This is a genomic window from Lysobacter sp. OAE881 (genome assembly GCF_040546665.1).
GTDB classification, from domain to species: Bacteria; Pseudomonadota; Gammaproteobacteria; order Xanthomonadales; family Xanthomonadaceae; genus Lysobacter_J; species Lysobacter_J soli.
In genome coordinates, this window is sequence record NZ_JBEPOG010000001.1 from 1,519,746 (window position 1) to 1,534,760 (window position 15,015).

At 62.3% G+C, this 15,015-nt stretch carries 32 protein-coding genes; 12 read left to right on the forward strand and 20 right to left on the reverse strand.

Annotated elements, in window-relative coordinates:
- Nucleotides 1-117: 117 nt before the first annotated feature.
- The 20 genes from ABIE51_RS07035 to ABIE51_RS07130 form a co-directional block, all read right to left on the reverse strand.
- On the reverse strand, nt 118-450 hold the full coding sequence (locus ABIE51_RS07035; RefSeq protein WP_192630184.1) for a hypothetical protein: 333 nt from the start codon (nt 448-450) through the stop codon (nt 118-120).
- The gene (locus tag ABIE51_RS07040; protein WP_192630185.1) at nt 447-770 is read right to left on the reverse strand and encodes a hypothetical protein; all 324 of its coding nucleotides are present in this window, start codon (nt 768-770) and stop codon (nt 447-449) included. The genes ABIE51_RS07035 and ABIE51_RS07040 overlap by 4 nt, the downstream gene beginning before the upstream one ends.
- On the reverse strand, nt 767-1,432 hold the full coding sequence (locus ABIE51_RS07045; RefSeq protein ID WP_192630186.1) for a Lar family restriction alleviation protein: 666 nt from the start codon (nt 1,430-1,432) through the stop codon (nt 767-769). Before ABIE51_RS07045 ends, ABIE51_RS07040 begins: the two co-directional genes overlap by 4 nt.
- Entirely contained in the window at nt 1,429-1,737 is a 309-nt protein-coding gene (locus ABIE51_RS07050) for a hypothetical protein (protein WP_192630187.1), read from the reverse strand. Before ABIE51_RS07050 ends, ABIE51_RS07045 begins: the two co-directional genes overlap by 4 nt.
- Complete coding sequence (locus tag ABIE51_RS07055; RefSeq protein WP_192630188.1) at nt 1,734-2,156, reverse strand: hypothetical protein; 423 nt, start codon at nt 2,154-2,156, stop codon at nt 1,734-1,736. Before ABIE51_RS07055 ends, ABIE51_RS07050 begins: the two co-directional genes overlap by 4 nt.
- Nucleotides 2,146-2,352: a hypothetical protein gene (locus ABIE51_RS07060; RefSeq protein WP_192630189.1), complete on the reverse strand. Its 207-nt coding sequence runs from the start codon at nt 2,350-2,352 to the stop codon at nt 2,146-2,148. Before ABIE51_RS07060 ends, ABIE51_RS07055 begins: the two co-directional genes overlap by 11 nt.
- A complete protein-coding gene (locus tag ABIE51_RS07065; protein WP_192630190.1) occupies nt 2,345-2,671 on the reverse strand; it encodes a DUF551 domain-containing protein in 327 nt (108 codons plus the stop codon). The genes ABIE51_RS07060 and ABIE51_RS07065 overlap by 8 nt, the downstream gene beginning before the upstream one ends.
- A complete protein-coding gene (locus tag ABIE51_RS07070) occupies nt 2,664-3,131 on the reverse strand; it encodes a hypothetical protein (RefSeq protein WP_192630191.1) in 468 nt (155 codons plus the stop codon). Before ABIE51_RS07070 ends, ABIE51_RS07065 begins: the two co-directional genes overlap by 8 nt.
- A 57-nt stretch (nt 3,132-3,188) precedes the next feature.
- On the reverse strand, nt 3,189-3,623 hold the full coding sequence (gene ssb, locus ABIE51_RS07075; protein ID WP_192630192.1) for a single-stranded DNA-binding protein: 435 nt from the start codon (nt 3,621-3,623) through the stop codon (nt 3,189-3,191).
- Between the two features lie 5 nt (nt 3,624-3,628).
- Nucleotides 3,629-4,246: a YqaJ viral recombinase family protein gene (locus ABIE51_RS07080; protein ID WP_192630193.1), complete on the reverse strand. Its 618-nt coding sequence runs from the start codon at nt 4,244-4,246 to the stop codon at nt 3,629-3,631.
- Complete coding sequence (locus tag ABIE51_RS07085) at nt 4,243-4,770, reverse strand: hypothetical protein (RefSeq protein ID WP_192630194.1); 528 nt, start codon at nt 4,768-4,770, stop codon at nt 4,243-4,245. Before ABIE51_RS07085 ends, ABIE51_RS07080 begins: the two co-directional genes overlap by 4 nt.
- Nucleotides 4,767-5,225: a recombination protein NinB gene (locus ABIE51_RS07090; RefSeq protein WP_192630195.1), complete on the reverse strand. Its 459-nt coding sequence runs from the start codon at nt 5,223-5,225 to the stop codon at nt 4,767-4,769. The genes ABIE51_RS07085 and ABIE51_RS07090 overlap by 4 nt, the downstream gene beginning before the upstream one ends.
- The gene (locus ABIE51_RS07095) at nt 5,225-5,377 is read right to left on the reverse strand and encodes a hypothetical protein (RefSeq protein ID WP_192630196.1); all 153 of its coding nucleotides are present in this window, start codon (nt 5,375-5,377) and stop codon (nt 5,225-5,227) included. Before ABIE51_RS07095 ends, ABIE51_RS07090 begins: the two co-directional genes overlap by 1 nt.
- Nucleotides 5,378-5,675: 298 nt before the next feature.
- Nucleotides 5,676-5,894 (reverse strand): hypothetical protein, encoded by a 219-nt coding sequence (locus ABIE51_RS07100; RefSeq protein ID WP_192630197.1) that lies wholly within the window; start codon nt 5,892-5,894, stop codon nt 5,676-5,678.
- Nucleotides 5,891-6,031, reverse strand: a complete 141-nt coding sequence (locus ABIE51_RS07105; protein WP_192630198.1) for a hypothetical protein — start codon at nt 6,029-6,031, stop codon at nt 5,891-5,893. The genes ABIE51_RS07100 and ABIE51_RS07105 overlap by 4 nt, the downstream gene beginning before the upstream one ends.
- Nucleotides 6,028-6,354, reverse strand: coding sequence for a hypothetical protein (locus ABIE51_RS07110; RefSeq protein WP_192630199.1), 327 nt, complete (start codon nt 6,352-6,354; stop codon nt 6,028-6,030). Before ABIE51_RS07110 ends, ABIE51_RS07105 begins: the two co-directional genes overlap by 4 nt.
- Nucleotides 6,351-6,599 carry a hypothetical protein gene (locus ABIE51_RS07115; RefSeq protein ID WP_192630200.1) on the reverse strand — a complete coding sequence of 83 codons (249 nt, stop codon included), beginning with the start codon at nt 6,597-6,599 and terminating at the stop codon, nt 6,351-6,353. The genes ABIE51_RS07110 and ABIE51_RS07115 overlap by 4 nt, the downstream gene beginning before the upstream one ends.
- A gap of 507 nt (nt 6,600-7,106) precedes the next feature.
- Nucleotides 7,107-7,796 carry a DUF7666 domain-containing protein gene (locus ABIE51_RS19335; protein WP_502913261.1) on the reverse strand — a complete coding sequence of 230 codons (690 nt, stop codon included), beginning with the start codon at nt 7,794-7,796 and terminating at the stop codon, nt 7,107-7,109.
- 1 nt (nt 7,797) lies between these two features.
- Nucleotides 7,798-7,986, reverse strand: coding sequence for a hypothetical protein (locus tag ABIE51_RS07125; protein ID WP_192630201.1), 189 nt, complete (start codon nt 7,984-7,986; stop codon nt 7,798-7,800).
- 333 nt (nt 7,987-8,319) lie between these two features.
- Entirely contained in the window at nt 8,320-8,889 is a 570-nt protein-coding gene (locus ABIE51_RS07130; protein ID WP_354503723.1) for a hypothetical protein, read from the reverse strand.
- A gap of 85 nt (nt 8,890-8,974) precedes the next feature.
- Here ABIE51_RS07130 and ABIE51_RS07135 point away from each other — a divergent pair, with 85 nt between their 5' ends.
- From ABIE51_RS07135 to ABIE51_RS07190, 12 genes are all read left to right on the forward strand, one after another.
- Nucleotides 8,975-9,199 carry a YdaS family helix-turn-helix protein gene (locus ABIE51_RS07135; protein ID WP_192630203.1) on the forward strand — a complete coding sequence of 75 codons (225 nt, stop codon included), beginning with the start codon at nt 8,975-8,977 and terminating at the stop codon, nt 9,197-9,199.
- A gap of 72 nt (nt 9,200-9,271) precedes the next feature.
- On the forward strand, nt 9,272-9,637 hold the full coding sequence (locus ABIE51_RS07140) for a hypothetical protein (protein WP_192630204.1): 366 nt from the start codon (nt 9,272-9,274) through the stop codon (nt 9,635-9,637).
- Complete coding sequence (locus ABIE51_RS07145; RefSeq protein ID WP_192630205.1) at nt 9,634-9,927, forward strand: helix-turn-helix domain-containing protein; 294 nt, start codon at nt 9,634-9,636, stop codon at nt 9,925-9,927. Before ABIE51_RS07140 ends, ABIE51_RS07145 begins: the two co-directional genes overlap by 4 nt.
- Nucleotides 9,924-10,145 carry a hypothetical protein gene (locus ABIE51_RS07150; protein ID WP_192630206.1) on the forward strand — a complete coding sequence of 74 codons (222 nt, stop codon included), beginning with the start codon at nt 9,924-9,926 and terminating at the stop codon, nt 10,143-10,145. Before ABIE51_RS07145 ends, ABIE51_RS07150 begins: the two co-directional genes overlap by 4 nt.
- The gene (locus ABIE51_RS07155) at nt 10,138-10,440 is read left to right on the forward strand and encodes a hypothetical protein (RefSeq protein ID WP_192630207.1); all 303 of its coding nucleotides are present in this window, start codon (nt 10,138-10,140) and stop codon (nt 10,438-10,440) included. Before ABIE51_RS07150 ends, ABIE51_RS07155 begins: the two co-directional genes overlap by 8 nt.
- Before the next feature lie 327 nt (nt 10,441-10,767).
- Complete coding sequence (locus ABIE51_RS07160) at nt 10,768-11,586, forward strand: hypothetical protein (protein ID WP_354503726.1); 819 nt, start codon at nt 10,768-10,770, stop codon at nt 11,584-11,586.
- The gene (locus ABIE51_RS07165; RefSeq protein ID WP_192630209.1) at nt 11,586-12,851 is read left to right on the forward strand and encodes a replicative DNA helicase; all 1,266 of its coding nucleotides are present in this window, start codon (nt 11,586-11,588) and stop codon (nt 12,849-12,851) included. The genes ABIE51_RS07160 and ABIE51_RS07165 overlap by 1 nt, the downstream gene beginning before the upstream one ends.
- Nucleotides 12,852-13,055 (forward strand): hypothetical protein, encoded by a 204-nt coding sequence (locus ABIE51_RS07170; protein WP_192630210.1) that lies wholly within the window; start codon nt 12,852-12,854, stop codon nt 13,053-13,055.
- Nucleotides 13,056-13,144: 89 nt separating this feature from the next.
- Nucleotides 13,145-13,483 carry an HNH endonuclease signature motif containing protein gene (locus ABIE51_RS07175; RefSeq protein ID WP_192630211.1) on the forward strand — a complete coding sequence of 113 codons (339 nt, stop codon included), beginning with the start codon at nt 13,145-13,147 and terminating at the stop codon, nt 13,481-13,483.
- Nucleotides 13,480-14,235 carry a DNA cytosine methyltransferase gene (locus ABIE51_RS07180; RefSeq protein ID WP_192630212.1) on the forward strand — a complete coding sequence of 252 codons (756 nt, stop codon included), beginning with the start codon at nt 13,480-13,482 and terminating at the stop codon, nt 14,233-14,235. Before ABIE51_RS07175 ends, ABIE51_RS07180 begins: the two co-directional genes overlap by 4 nt.
- Nucleotides 14,235-14,570, forward strand: coding sequence for a DUF968 domain-containing protein (locus ABIE51_RS07185; protein WP_192630213.1), 336 nt, complete (start codon nt 14,235-14,237; stop codon nt 14,568-14,570). The genes ABIE51_RS07180 and ABIE51_RS07185 overlap by 1 nt, the downstream gene beginning before the upstream one ends.
- Nucleotides 14,563-14,985, forward strand: a complete 423-nt coding sequence (locus tag ABIE51_RS07190) for an SANT/Myb-like DNA-binding domain-containing protein (RefSeq protein ID WP_192630214.1) — start codon at nt 14,563-14,565, stop codon at nt 14,983-14,985. The genes ABIE51_RS07185 and ABIE51_RS07190 overlap by 8 nt, the downstream gene beginning before the upstream one ends.
- Nucleotides 14,986-15,015: the final 30 nt, after the last annotated feature.

Consider the following 15,015-nt stretch of genomic DNA (forward strand, 5'->3'; position numbering starts at 1 on the left):
GCCCATCCGTAAAACGGGAACTGGCCCTCGCGATAACAGGTTCCGTACGGACCTGTCATGGGGTTGTATGCGATGAACCAGCGCCCGTCTTTCGGCGCGGTTTCGATAGGCTGCCAATTAGTCATCGATCACCACCAGCTTCACGAGCTTTCCCGCCAATTCGTCGGGCGTTTCTATATCCAGGGCATAGACCACGTTGACCTCGCGAAACTCGCCATCGACCCAGGCCATGTATGAGTCGTTGTACTTACCGACGAGCACCTCCGGCGCCTCAGCAATCATCTTCCGCAGCGCATCCCGCTCCATCTCCGCGACCATGGCCCGCCGAAGCTCTCCAGCCGGGTCGGTGTTGGCGTGTAGGCGCATGATGTAGTCGCGCACAGGGCGAGGCAGCGCATTGATGTTCTCGCTGGTCGGGAGCCAGTTTTCGGGAATGGTGATGGTGGTCATTCTCCCTCCTTCCGCTGGGCGGCGATGGCGGGATATGCGCTGCCGGTCTGGGCTGGCGGGGCGTCAGATCGGCGCTGGATTGCCTGCTTAATGAGACGCACGAATGCATGCTCGGAAAGGCCGTTCTTTTGTTGCTCTGCCGTCAGTCGAACGTAGCGGCCAAGCTCAGCGTCATCGAGGCCGTCATATGGAAGCAGGGCTTCCAATTCTTCCGCGTAGTGCTCGGCATCTTCAGCCGCGTCGATCATGCCTTGCTCGCGGAACCCTTTGGCATCATCTCGCCACCTATCGGCGAGCGCCCACAGCCTGTAAGTATTCATTCATCACCCTCCATCGCGGCGTCAATCGCAGCCCTCGCGGTCGCGAACCTGGCACGCCCATCTACGCTGCTGATCCCGATGTGATATGGCGCGATGACGAACCAGCCGCCGCCCTCCGCCTGGCAATCGTTGCGCAACGATGCCCCATGATGCGCCAGCCAATCCAAGCGTTTGGCGTCAGTTGCGCTGGCGTAGGTAAACGCTTGATACAAGATGTCGAAATGCTCGCCATGCTTGGTTCTAAACCCTCCGCATGGGGCGCCTGCTGACGAATCACTCCCCTCCGGCACGCCGCGTGAGAGGGCGCGGAGTGCGGCCTTGATCGCTGCTTCCATCGCGTCAGGGAAGTATTCGGCCTCGCCGGCCTGCTCCTTCCCTACACGCGCATACTCGTCGCAAGCGGCTTGGATCACAGCGAGCGGTACGTCGCCAGACACTACCGACGCAGCGCGGCACTGCTCGCCGTTGCGGCGGTTCCACTTGGCGATCACGCCGTCCTTGGTGTAGTCCCACAGGTCGGAATGACAGTACGGATTCCCGCAGCGCACGTAGTAGCCGCCACAAGCTCCACCAGCCGGAAAGCAGCCCTCGTCGTCCGTAACGTCCTGCCCACAAAACGGGCACGGCAGCAACCCGCCCGCGTCCTGCTTGTTTGCGTTCATGGGTGGCGCTCCACGTCTCGGACTTCCTTCGGGCCGTTGATCCACGCTTCCTGCATGTCAGGCTGCCCCGGACCGGACAGCCTGAACGCATGCTCTGCCACGTCGGACCAATTCATGTTGTTGGCCGCCCAATCCTCGACCTCGTAGTCGTCCGAATCGAACAGCGGCATCGTGTCTTCGGCCATCGACCGCTCAACGTCGCCATCAAACTCATGGGCGTAATGCGTCGCGCGGCTGCGGGCGATGATCTCGACGGGAACGGCCCAAGTCGTGCCGTTTTCATCCACTACGGTCAGAACTTTCACTTCGCCTCCTTCGCCGGCATGGCGGCTCGGTTGTCCGCGATCTGCTGTTCGACCTCAGCCCGGTCGCGCGGCTCGATGAGCATTGCGACCAGAAGCGAATTTGAGTTCTCCAGCGCTTCACGCATGGCCGCATCCCCGCTGGCGTCCTGGGGGTGGAGGTAGAGCTTGTCGCCGAACTTTAGGCGGCCCCAATCCACGCTGACAAACGTCAATTTGTTGCTAGCAAAACCGTACCCAATCTCAGCAACAGGACGATCCGCCCCGGCTTCGGTTCGGGCGAGGAGGGCGAGAATGTCCGCAACGCGATTGCGAACTTCCCACAAATAGTCCGGCACTTCCGGGCCGCTGCTGTGGTCGTGCGCGAAGTCGTGAAGCTGGCGCAATTCGTCAGCCAGTTGTCCCCTCATCTCACTGCTCATCGGCTGTGTCCCCATAGGCTTCGCGGCGCATTTGATCGTTACGCATGACGACCGCCATGATGCAGTTCGACACTACGTTCAGTACGTCGGCCTGCGTCATTGCCCATGCGTTCTTATCCCGATACGCCTTGTCAATCTCGTGGGAAAGTTCGGTCATGAAGGTTTCTATCAGTTCTTCCGTCTCGCGCTCATTCATTGGCTGAGTCCTTCGGCGGGGCGGGGAGGGGTTGCCAGTGGGTGACATCCTTCACGTACGAGGTCCCGTCGTACTCGTGCCAGTTGTAGGCCCAGCCCTCGCCGTCCCACCAAGCCGTCTCAACGTGTTGGCCTCCTAGCGAGTAGGCGATGATGATCGTCGTCCCATCCTTCGGCGCCGTCTCAATCGGCTGCCACGACTGCCCACGCATCAAGGCGATGGCGGCGCGGAGGGCTTGGATCTCACCATCATCAAACGTTCCGGGATGGGACTCTGTATAGAACAGCGCGCTATAAAGCGCGGCGATATGCTCACTCATCGCTACCGCCCTCCTGGCGCATGGCTGCGTCGATGGCTTCGTCCATTCCAGATCCAGTACGAATCCACCGATACCGCGCCGCATCCCTCGCCTCCGAGGTATGGGCGGGGGAGGTTGCAGGCGTGACGTAGTGAATCGGGTTGTATCCGTCGTACAGCGGTATATCGTGGCCGCTGTTCTCAGCGTCAGCGCCCCATCGGACGGAGGGAGCGCCCATGCCATCAAAGCCCGGCGTGATTCCGTTCCACCATCCGACCAACTTCCCATTGGGAACCGCCCCCACCTCCTGCCCAAGCTCGGCGTATTCGGTTAGCTCCTTGATGAGATCCGCAAGCTCGTCAGCGCACTCATTGGTGGCCTCATCTGCCGCGCTCCAGTTCACGCACCGCGACGGCAGCCCGCCGCGCCAGCTCTGCTCCAACGCGTGCATCTCATCAATGATGTCGGCTAGGTCAGTCACGTCGCTCTCCAGAAAAGGTGGGGCTAGGCGCGGGGGGAACGCTTCGCCCCGTGGGGATCAGAAGGGAATTTCAGGGTCGCTGAAGTCGTCGCTGCCGTGATTGGCGGGCGGAGCTTCCCGGCGCGGTTCGCGCTGCGGACGGCTGGAGCCTCCATCCGACTTGCCGCCCAGCATCTGCATCTCGTCCGCGATGATGTCGGTGGAATACTTCTCCACGCCGTCCGATCCCGTGTACTTGTCGTAACGGATCGAGCCTTCGACATACACCTGCGAACCCTTGCGCAGGTATTCGCCAGCAATCTCGCCCAACTTCCCGAAGAACGTCACGCGATGCCACTGTGTGGACTCCTGAGTGTTGCCGTCCTTGTCCTTGCGCACAGACGTCGTAGCAAGCCGAACCTTCGTGACGGCCATGCCGCCCTGCGAGTACTTGGTTTCCGGATCGTCGCCAAGGTTGCCGACGAGAATGACCTTGTTAATTCCGCGAGCCATGAGATTTAGTCCTTGATGCGGTTGTAGGTTTCTTGCACGAGCGCGAGGAACTGTTCGCGCCGTTCTCTGAGCTGGGCCAGCTCCGTCAAACAATCATTCCGGTTCAGCCGATACACGACCAACTGCTTGTCCTCGGGGAAGTCGGAACAGAAGCTTCCGAAGTCCACCCACTGCCGGCCGGTGCAATCCAGGTGGCCGACCAGCTGCCACTTGTAAGCCGGGTCATACGACCCGCGACGGATCGTTGCGTAATGGACGGGGGCCGTGACCGCCTTGAACTCGGTAACTCCATCCGGCTCAACGCGTCCATCTGGCGAGTCGCCATGCGTCCCGTGACAGAAGAAACCTCCGTTCAGGACATCCACGAAGTTCATCTCCTCGTAGAGCATCCGGGCTAGCGGCTCCTGCGCGTGGCCCCGCTCCATGTGCTTGTTCGTGAAGCTGTGCTCCGCCTTGCGGCCGGTGGCAATCTCCAGCGCGATCTGAAGCGCGTAGTCCTTCGCCGGCTCGCCAAACGCCTTGCCGTAGTTCGCCATGAAGCAGGCGAAGTTGGAGGCGGTCGCCTTGCCAAGGCGCAGCTCGTCCCATTCCGGGGAGTTCTGTTCCACGTCGTAGAACTTCATGAGGCTTCGTCCTCGCGCTCAGGCTCGCACTCGGCGATCAGTTGGCGCTGGTGGTCCTCGCCGATGTCCACGCGTGCCAGCACGGCCTCTAGGTTCCCGTCGCGCTTGTATGCGGCCTTGGCGCTCTCCCACTGAGCCTTCTGGCTTGGGGTGAGCTGCTTCCTGCCGGGCGGCTTCGGGCTGATCCGCAGGCCTTCGACCGACTCGTTGCCGAACCGGACGTTCTTGTCCACGTAGACCGTGATCCGCACGTCGTTCCAGTCGTCAATGAACGCCGAACCAGTCAGCGCCTTCATGGTCTTGGAGTTCGTAGCGTTCAGGATCATCGGCTTGAGCGGTTCGCCGGGCCTGATCTCCTTCTCCACGAAGTAGGCGGTGTTGAACTGCTCCTTGGACTTCTTCGTCTTGTCCTTCTCCAGAGTCACCCGGCGCACCGTGAGCGTGGTCGGCTCAACGATGTCTGCGCTGCTCAGGTACGGCGAGTCGAATGCTTTTCGGTAGTGGGTCTTGCTGGTGTCGTTCACGCTGCTTTCCTCTTGGGTTCGGTCCACACCACGTCGCACTCAGCGCCATAGGCATAGAGCCATTCGATAAAAGCGCGAGCGAGCCGCACACCAAACTGGCGGGACTGCTCGCCAACCACCACGAAGCCGGGGTGGTTGAGGGCCGGCAGCAATTCAGCACTGCCAAACTTGGCCCAAAGAGGGGCTAGATCCGGATCGTTCAGCGTGTCGTGCTTGAACGCGTCGATCAGGAGTCGTTTCCAGGATTCGGCCGGCAGCTTCTTTCCGTACAGCGTCGTCTGCGCGGCTATATCGTTTATCTGTGCGTGGTAGTGCTGTTCCTGCTCGCGTGACTTGATCGGATCAGTCACGACGATCTGCACCTTCTGTCCAGCCTCCCGGATGAAGTCGCAGAGGAACGCAAGCACGTCCTCGCGCTTCGGGTTGGCCGGGTCGTAGGCAAAGAGCCTGCGCATCAGTAGAAGGCCCGATCCGCCCAGAGCAGAACGCCGCTCGCAATGAGCGTGATCGCCAGAACGAAGATCGTTCCGCCCAATCCGCTGCGCTTACGGCTGCGCGGCGTCGCTGCGTCGATCGTGTGCCAGAGGAGGCGGTTGGAGGCGTTCATGCGGCACTCCTTCGGCCGTTCTGCCACCATGAGCGCCACTCGTCCTCAGTTTTGTCGAGCGCGAACAGCCACCAGCCAAGGCTCTGCTCGGCCGGAGTTAGGCTTGCGCTCACTACGTTCCACGCCTCGTTCCATGCTGGGTGCGTTTGTCGGCCGTAAGGCGCGAAAGGCTCTACTCCATCGTTAAACCTCGGAAGCGGGACCGGAAAGTCTTCTGGGCTTCCCCATCTGTTCATTTCTGCATACCAGCGCTGCCGGGTTTCGAGCGGGTATCCGCTAACCATCGCTTGAAGATCCATCACGCAGCGCTCCCAAATGGCCCAAAGAACGGCTCACGCGGCCCGCGGACGATCCGGTGCGCGGCTTCGTATGCGCTGACTCCGGTCATCTGCATCCAGCGAACCGTGTCGCGCTGCAATGCCTGCGTGGCGTGCAGTCCGTAGCCGTTCTTCTGGCACAGCTGCGCGGCGATCTGGGCGGCGCGCTTTGCGCCGGGGAACTGGATAACCTGGTTCACTTTTCGGACTCCTTCTCGGGAGCAACGGGCTTTGGGATGTCGTTCGGGAACACGGACTGAAACGCTTCTTCAATCGTGTTCTGCCAATCAGGCGACACGCCGGGGATGTCGAAACGGGCGGGGCGGGTGAGGGTCATGCGGTCACCTCGCGCATGTGTACGGCTGTGCGCTTGATTGGATATGGATCAGCTTCGGCAGCACTGATCGCACTCGAATGCCGTGAGTGGATGATTCGCCGGCCGTCTTCGTAGAAGTTCACCCAAAACTCAGCGGGCTGCTCCTTTCGGCGGTACTTGAAACCAAGCCGCCATTCCGGGTTGCCATACAGCGGCTCCCAGACCGGTTGCCAGTTGGAATCAAGTTCTCCGCGGCAGATTTCCCAGAGAACCCACGGGTTCGTCATTTCGGCCGCATCTTTCGCATACTCGGCCATGTGTTCGGCGTGAGGATGAGCGTTCATGCCGCCATCCTCGCCATGTCGGCCGTATGCGAGAGCCGGTCACACTCACGAGCGATGCGGATTTCCGGCCAGCGCTGATCGAACGCCCAGCCCTTGAAGGTGTCGTGTCCGTCGCGGGTGAACGTCGCGCCAGCCTTGACCGTCTCCAGCCACGCAAACATCAGCTGGCCGAACTTCAGTTCATCCATTTCCTGGAACCACGCGTCGAAGTCGTCGTAGTCCTGATCTGCGTCGAAGTTCTTCACTTGTCACCTCGGATAAGACAGTTCGGAATGCGGGAGAGGATCGGGATCAGCGCTAGGTAAAGGCGGCCGTCCTTGGCCTTCGGGGGAGGGGTGTTCATGGCGCCCTCATCAGGTCGCGCCTGTAGAAGTGGTGGGTGAAAGCTCTGCGTCGTCCCTTTGCAGGAAAGTCCACGATGTATGCGTTGTCGGATCGGATGAACCGCACAACCCCCTCCCGATTCCTTACCTTCCCAGCAACGTGCGACTGAAAGAAATCTGGATCGCGAACCAACACCCGATCACCAGACAAGATCTGATCGCTCACGTCTAAAGCTTCACAGAGTGGGAAAGAGCCGCCGCGCCCCACAGCACAGACCGAAGCTCGCGCTCCGTCTCGCGAATGCGGGCGTTCGCTTCAATGCGATCACTGCGGCGGCGAGAACGAAGCTGCGGCTCTGCGTGGCGGGCCTTCGCGCACAGGCGGGAGGCGAGCTGGATCGGAGATTGGAAGCGCACGGAATGCATGGCTCAGCCCTCCAGCCTGAAAGCGCCATCAACCATCTTCTTGAAGCGATCGCGCTGGGCGTCCCTCGCGGCGTCCCTCGCGGCGGCCCACGCGGCGGCCCACGCGGCGTCCCTCGCGGCGGCCCACGCGGCGGCCCACGCGGCGTCCCTCGCGGCGGCCCACGCGGCGGCCCTCGCGGCGTCCCTCGCGGCGTCCCTCGCGGCGGCCCACGCGGCGGCCCACGCGGCGTCCCTCGCGGCGGCCCACGCGGCGGCCCACGCGGCGTCCCTCGCGGCGGCCCACGCGGCGGCCCTCGCGGCGTCCCTCGCGGCGTCCCTCGCGGCGGCCCTGAGGCTTTCGTCGCCTGTCGTGAGGTACTGACGCACAACCTCCGGTGCATCCCAAAGCTCGATCACCTGGAGCGCACACCAGCGCGAGAACTCACGCATCAGCGGTTCGGCGTCGATGCGCTTGACGATGCGGCGGCGCTTCGCAACGAGCTTGTCTTCCTGTCGCGTTACGACGCCTTCAACCTCAACGAGGCAAAGCGTCTTGCCGGGCGCGTACTGCAGCGCGTCGAACGGATGCGAGCTGGCGTGCAGCCCGGACTTGCAGATCACGACTTCGCCGTCGTGCTCAAGCCACTCGCCATCCGCCAGAATCGGAGAGCCATCGCGCAGCGTGTCGGCAACAAAGTGGTAGGCGAGTTCCATGTCACGCTCCGATATAGGCAAGGGCCGTAAACGGGCACTTGCGCGAAAGGCGCAGCATCCAGTCGAGGAACGACGGCCAGCTCTGGTCGCCGCGCATGTGGTCCTGCTGCTCAGGCGTCGCGTTCAACAGCAACGACTGCACACGGCAGCGCGCTTCGCGGCGGGCGGGGGATTCGTGGGTCGGGCTCATCTGCTTGGCCTCCAGGTCGGCGGCGTGCCGGCTTGGAGTCACGATAGCAAACCGCTAGCCGAATGCAAGCAAAAAGTATGCGTCGCCGACGGACGGTAGCAGGATGCTATTCAGCCTGCCGACAGGCGGGCACAAAAAACCCCGCACGGAGCGGGGTTTAATCGGCCTTTCATTGTTTTTCAGTCCTCTTGCGTCGCCTTCCGCGCTATGGGGCACAGCGCCTTCACTGACGCGAACTCCTTGAGCATCTGCCGGAGCTGCTGAACTTCCAAGTCCGACAGGGGCTGAATCGCCTCACGCAAAGCAACGGTGGGGAAGATCAGGACGTTCCCCTCACTTACTCCCGTGCCTGCGGGCGGCACTCCGCCCATGTACTCCTTCGCCTCGCTCATTGTCGCCCCCTGTCCGCCTATCTACCGCCTCGTTTAGCTCAAGCATGTATTCGGCCTGGTGTTCCTCCGACAACATGCCTCCGTCTGCCACTATCCGGGCATAGACATCAGCGAGCTTTTGCATGCGGCGCAACGGGGGCCACTTAATCCCGTCTGCCGCCTCAAAAATCATCGCCCAGTGCTCGGCTTGGAGCAGGATGGCAGGGTCGAGTTTCTGAAAGTGAGACGCAAGTGGCGACAGGGGGTTACGTTCACCTGCTGGTGTCAAAGGTGAATCGGGCGTCGCATATGCGGGATAGTCCAGCGACCCCGTAGCGAGCCCAAGGGCGTTCTCAATCTGTCTGGCTGACGAATTGCCGATGTTCCTGGCGCCTGACGCTTCAGGGTCCATCAGCCATTGGCCTACCTGATTCCGGTCTTTCCCGATGAGATTGGCGAAGGCGACCTGACCGCCCGCGTCCTTAACTAGGCGGGCGAGGTTGTCGCGACGGTTTTCGGATACGGGCTTCACGGGGCGCAAGCCTAGCAACCTGTTCTCCGACGGGCGGCAAGCAAAATGCTTGCTCGTGTGCAAGCAATCTGTCAGCATTGGGGTCGTGAGCATGACCCTAGCCGACTTCATTTCTGACCGTGACCGGCGCAAGTCGCTGGCCGAGGCCGTGGACGCCAGCCCCGATTACCTGTGGCAGGTGGCTACCGGCTGGAACGGTCGCAAGCCCAGTCCGAAGCTCGCCCTGCGTATCAGCAAGGCGACGCATGGCCTCGTCACCGTCCAGAGCATGCGCCCCGACGTGTTCGGACCGGCTGCTAACGACTCCTGATTTCTCCACGGCTCGTACCTCTGGTGCGGGCCTTTCTTTTTCCTCCACACCCAACCGTCAACACGAATCGACATGACGCAACGCGAGTTAGCACTGATTGGTCCCGTAGCCGCTGTGACGCGGGTTCCGGCGCATTTGGTGTCCCTGTGCCGCACTTCCGGCGAGGCCGTTTTGCTGGCCATCCGGTACGGCAAGAAGTCGCAGCGGCAAGTGGCGGGGGATATCGGCATGGAGCCGGCGCAGCTTTCCCGAATCGTCGCGGGCAACGCCCACATGCCCGCGGATCTGGCCCTGAACTTCGCTTACGCGGTGAAGAACTGGGGCTGGCAGCAGTGGGTCGCCCACAACTGCGGCATGGACATGGTGCCGCGCATCGAATCCCCCGAAGAAAAGATGGCCCGTCTGGAAGCCCGCGTGGCCGAGCTGGAGGCTGCATGAAGAAGATCGACTCAACCCTTGCTGGCCGCACTGAGGGCGACAACTTCGGCCGTCGCATGCGCCAGGCCCGCGAGCACAGTGGACTCAGCAGGAAGGACGCCGCGGCCGAACTCGGCATCTCTGTGGCCCAGCTTGGTCGAATCGAGCGCGGCTCAGTCGGGATGGTGTCCGACCCGAGCACGCTCGTCCGCGCTTCGCGGGCCTACGGCGTCAGTGACGTGTGGCTGTACGCCGGGAGCATGGCTGGCATGCGCTTCGTGCCCGACTACTACATGCCGGTGGCCGCATGAACCGCCACCTCCGCCAGACCCTCGACGACATCGCCGCAACCGATCCTGCGATTGGCAGTGATCCGAGATTCCTCATGGCAAAGGCCGCGGCCGATGGTCGGCTGCCTCCCATGACGCATGACGAGGTAGTGCACCTCGATTGTCTACGCGCCGCCGAGATGGCCCGAGCCGAGCAGCGGCGTAACCGTCAACCGCAGTTGGAGTTGGGTCATGTCTAACTTTTACGTAGGACAGCGGGTCCGAATTGTTCGGACGTATGTCTATCCGCAACTGCTTGGAGTAGAGGCCGTAATCCGTACTCCGCTGATTCGCGGAAGGCGCAACAGGGACGGCTTTGAGTGGGACGGATATGGACTGAGTGTGGCGGCCGGCCCGTTGCATGTGGAGAACACGCAGATCATTGCCTCTCCGGACCAGCTCGAACCGATCCTCCCCTCCGGCCACCGCTCCGGCGAATACTCCTACACCGAGCTAATGGACCGCCTCAAGGCGGGGGAGGTGGAGTGTGTCTGACTTCTTCTCACGGCTCACTGGCGGACGTCCGATGCGCCGTGATGGCTTCGCCTTCAGGGATGTGGTTAGCGGCAAATCCGTCAACTACTACACCGATCGCCTTGGCCGCCGCTGGATGGCTAACAGCGCGTGGTCTTGGTTCCGCGTGGAGCGCAAGTCTTGATCCCCTGGCAGCCCCCATCCGACGCCGAAACGGAGCGCATCAGGCGCGCTCTGGAGCGGCACCTGTCGGAACGGAACAAGCGGGATCACGAGTACGAAGAGAAGGCCGCAGAGCGAGTTCTGGAGCGGCTTTGTGAGTGGGAACGGAAGTAGAGGGGTAGGGCGATGCGGGACTTCGGCAAGGTTTCACCAATGTTCTGGACCGGGAAAACCGGAAAGGAACTGCGCGGGCATCCAGAGGCGCAGATCGTCGCCATGTACCTGATGACTTGTCCGCACTCGAACATGATCGGGGTCTATCACCTCCCGAAGCTGTACCTCTGCCACGAAACCGGCCTGCCGCTCGAGGGGGCCAACAAGGGGCTCGAGAAGTGCATCGCCGTGGGCTTCTGCCTGTACGACGAGGACACCGAGACCATGTTCGTTATCGAAATGGCCGCCCATCAGATTGGCGAAACCCTGAAGCCTGGTGACCGCCGCGGCGATGGCATTCGCCGACAGGTCACCACCATCGCTAGTCCCTCGATCAGTGCCGCATTTCTCGAGCGCTACGCCGACGCGTACGAACTTGCTAAGCCCCCTTCAAGCCCCCTTGAAGCCCCCTTGCAAGGGGCATTGCAAAGTTCAGAAGGGGGCTTAGAGGGGGCTCCCAAGGGGCTTGCTAGCCCCCTATCTCTATCTCCTTCTCTATCTCCTTCTCTTGGAGCAGAGACGAAGCGTTCGAAAACACGCAAGACGCGTATCCCTGATGGCTTCGGGATCTCTGATCGTGTCCGTCGCTGGGCGGCAGAGAAGGGGCACGGCCAGCTCGAGCAGCGTCTCGAGCACTTCATCGGAGCCGCCAAGGCTCGAGGCTACGAGTACGCCGACTGGGACGAGGCGTTCATGGGCGCCATCCGAGACAACTGGGCAAAGCTCGCTGCGCCTAGTGCTTCTAGCTACGTACCTGGCGGCGGCCGTCCTGAACTTGGGAGCAAGCGCTGATGCATACCCCGACCTTCGCCGAAGAGGCCGTGCTGGGCGGCGTCATGCTGCGCAACGAGGCGTTCCACGAAGTGGCGCCGCTGCTGTCCGAGGACCACTTCACCAGCGCGTTCCGTAAGCGCCTGTGGGCCGCTATCCGCCAGCGCATTGGTGATGGCGAGCCAGCCGACTCGGTGACCATCGCTGAGGCGCTGCCGGACGACGCTGAGGAAATCTGGTCGCTGGTGAACAACACCTTCAGCGCGGCCATGGTTCCGGACTACGCGGGCATCGTTCGCGAGAACTGGCGCCGTCGCGAGGCGGGCACTATCGCCCAGCGTCTCCAGGCTGGCGTGCGCTCGAACGAGGCTGGCGCGGTGGACGAGGCCATCGGCGCGCTACTGGCCCTGAATGCCACCGTGACCGAGTGCGAGTTCACGGGCCGGCAGGCGTTGCAGATCGCGTGGCAGCAGGCCGAGAAGGCGTACCAGAACGGCGGCAAGCTGCCCGGCATCACGACAGGCCTGTTCGCACTGGATGAGATTCTGGGCGGCTGGCACGACTCCGACCTGACGATCATCGGCGCGCGCCCGGCGATGGGTAAGACGGCGCTGATGCTGGGCCTCGCGGAAGCCTGCGCAGCGTCTGGCATCCCGACCGGGATCATCAGCGCGGAGCAGCCGGCGAACCAGCTTGGCATCCGCCGCCTCGCGCTGGCCTCCGCTGTGGGCGCCGCCAGCATCCGCGCCGGGCAGATTGAGGACGATGGCTGGCTGAAGCTCCAGCAAGGCGTAGTTGAGGTTCGTGATCGCCCAATCTGGATCTACGACCGCAGCGCCGTAACGCTGGACGAGCTGGTCGGTGTCGCCCGCAAGTGGCAGCACTCGCACAAGATCGGCGCGCTCTTCATCGACTACGCCCAGCGCATCACGGTGCCCGGTGCTGACCGCATCGAGGAAGTCGCGGCGATCGCCCGGGGCCTCAAGAACCTTGCCCGCTCGCTCCAGGTGCCGGTCATCACGCTGGCGCAGGTGAAGGCTGCCGTAGAGGCGCGCAACGACAAGCGCCCGAATGCAGGCGACCTGGCGAACAGCGACGAACTGACGCGCGAAGCCGACCAGATCCTGATGCTCTACCGGGACGAGGTCTACAACCGCGACTCGCCGGACAAGGGCATCGCCGAAATCTTGATCGAGAAGAACCGCCACGGGCCAACCGGCTTCAAGCGGCTCAAGTTCTTCCCGGAAACCATGCGGTTCTCCGATCTGGCGGAGGACCGGTTCTAAGTGAACTGGCGCCAGATCAACACCAACTGCCTCGAATCAGAGGACAAGCGATGGACCATCGTGAAGTTCAACCGCGGCGAGCTGACGTTGTACTGGCTCGTCCGAATCGGCAAGCCGTCGGAGATCGTGTTGGAGGCGAGTTCGGCGGCGGAGTGCAAAGAGCACACAACGCGTACCACTTTGGGCGGAGGCGGAAGTAAGTGAGCGCTAAGCCGAACAAAACGATAGTCCAGCGTCTAGAGGCCAAATCTGTCCCGGAGCCCAATTCTGGATGCTGGCTATGGATTGGATCCATGTACCGAAACGGATATGGGCAATTTTGGAATGGGCACCGCCCTGAGCAAGCCCACCGCGTCTCTTACCGGCTTCATGTTGGGCCGATTCCAGTCGGGCTGGAGATAGACCATAAGTGTTCAACGCGGTCGTGCATAAACCCTACTCACCTGCGCGCTGTGACGCACAGGCAGAACATCGCCAGAAGCGATGCCGTGATGGGCGTAAACGCCAGAAAGACACACTGCAAGCGCGGCCACTCATTGAGCGGAGAGAACCTCTATATCCACCCAACGGGTTCAAGGCAGTGTCGCGCCTGTCTGCGTATGCACGCCAGGAATTACAGGGTAAAGAAATGACTGCTTACTACAACGAACTGGACCCGCACGCCGCTGCATGGCTGCGCGAACTCATCAAGGCCGGACACATCCCTGCCGGCGACGTGGACGAAAGGAGCATCGAGGATGTCCGACCCGACGACCTTCGCGGGTATCACCAGCATCACTTCTTCGCGGGCATCGGAGGATGGGCTTACGCCCTTCGTCTTGCCGGATGGCCGGACGATCAGCGCGTCTGGACTGGCAGCTGCCCTTGCCAGCCTTTCAGCGCGGCAGGTAAAGGAATTGGGTTTGAGGACGAGCGGCATCTATGGCCCGCCTGGCAGCATCTCATCGCGCAGTGCCGACCTTCAGTCGTCTTTGGAGAGCAGGTTGAAGGAGCGGTTAGGAAAGGCTGGCTCGATCGAGTCGCGAGTGATTTGGAAGGACTCGGTTACGCCTTCGGGGCTGCGGTACTGCAAGCGTCAGCCGTCGACGCTCCCCATAGACGCGACCGGCTCTGGTTCGTTGCCGACGCCGAGTGGGACCAGCAACCACGGCAGGAACCACGTAGCCGGGCGGCTGGACGAGTGGGGCGGATCGAGCAATCCATTCCGTGGAACGCCCCTTGGCCGCGTGCACTCGACTGCTTTCGAGCTGTGGATGATGCGCTACCCCGCTGTGTGGAGGGAACTGATGCCGCCCGCAATGCGATCGTCCCGCAGGTCGCGGCGGAGTTCGTCCAAGCCTTCCTCGAAGCCCGCAGCCTGATCGAAGTTGCGGAGGCTGCCTAATGGGAATCCTCAACTACGGCCAGCGCCGCCCATCGCTGAAGCATCCTGAGTACCTGGATTACGTCAGGGCTCTCCCTTGCTGCGGCTGCGGCGTGCACGGTCAGCAGCAAGCCCATCACCCAATAGGCCAGCGTTTCAGCCAGGCGCGCGTTTCAGATTGCCTCGCAATTCCGCTCTGTGACCCGTGCCACGACAAGCTGCATGAGAACTGGCCGGCATGGGAAGAGAAGCACGGCAGCCAATGGATGCACGCGGCGGACACTTGGGAGCAGGCCGTTCGCGATGGCGTATGGAACCTGGACAAGAAGATTTGCGGGTACTTGAGCAATGGATAACCAAACCTGCCGCGTGTGCGGCATCACGAAGCCGCTGTCCGGCTACTACATCCGCGGGAACGGCCACCCGCGGAGCCTGTGCAGGCAGTGCTTCAACAAGGAGCGCGGAGTGCGCCGGCACAAGCCGTGGACCGTGGCCGAGGACGATCGTATTCGCGAGGCGTATCCGGGCGGAGGCTGGTCCGCGTGTGCACTGGAGGGCCGTACGCGAATGAGCGTGCAGCAGCGCGCCTACAAGCTTGGAGTAGGGCGCGAGACGCACATCGGAAGGCACAAGACCGATAACCGCGAGCGGTTCGGCCTGCCCGTAGACACCCGCCCCGACTCAGACAAGGCGCTGGACTACGTGCTTCGGGATTTCCGGTTGTGTGAGCCGGCGGCGAATTTGGTTGCGAGTCTAGGAGCAGCAGCATGAGCGTTGGAGGCGACATGCGCCGGATTCTGG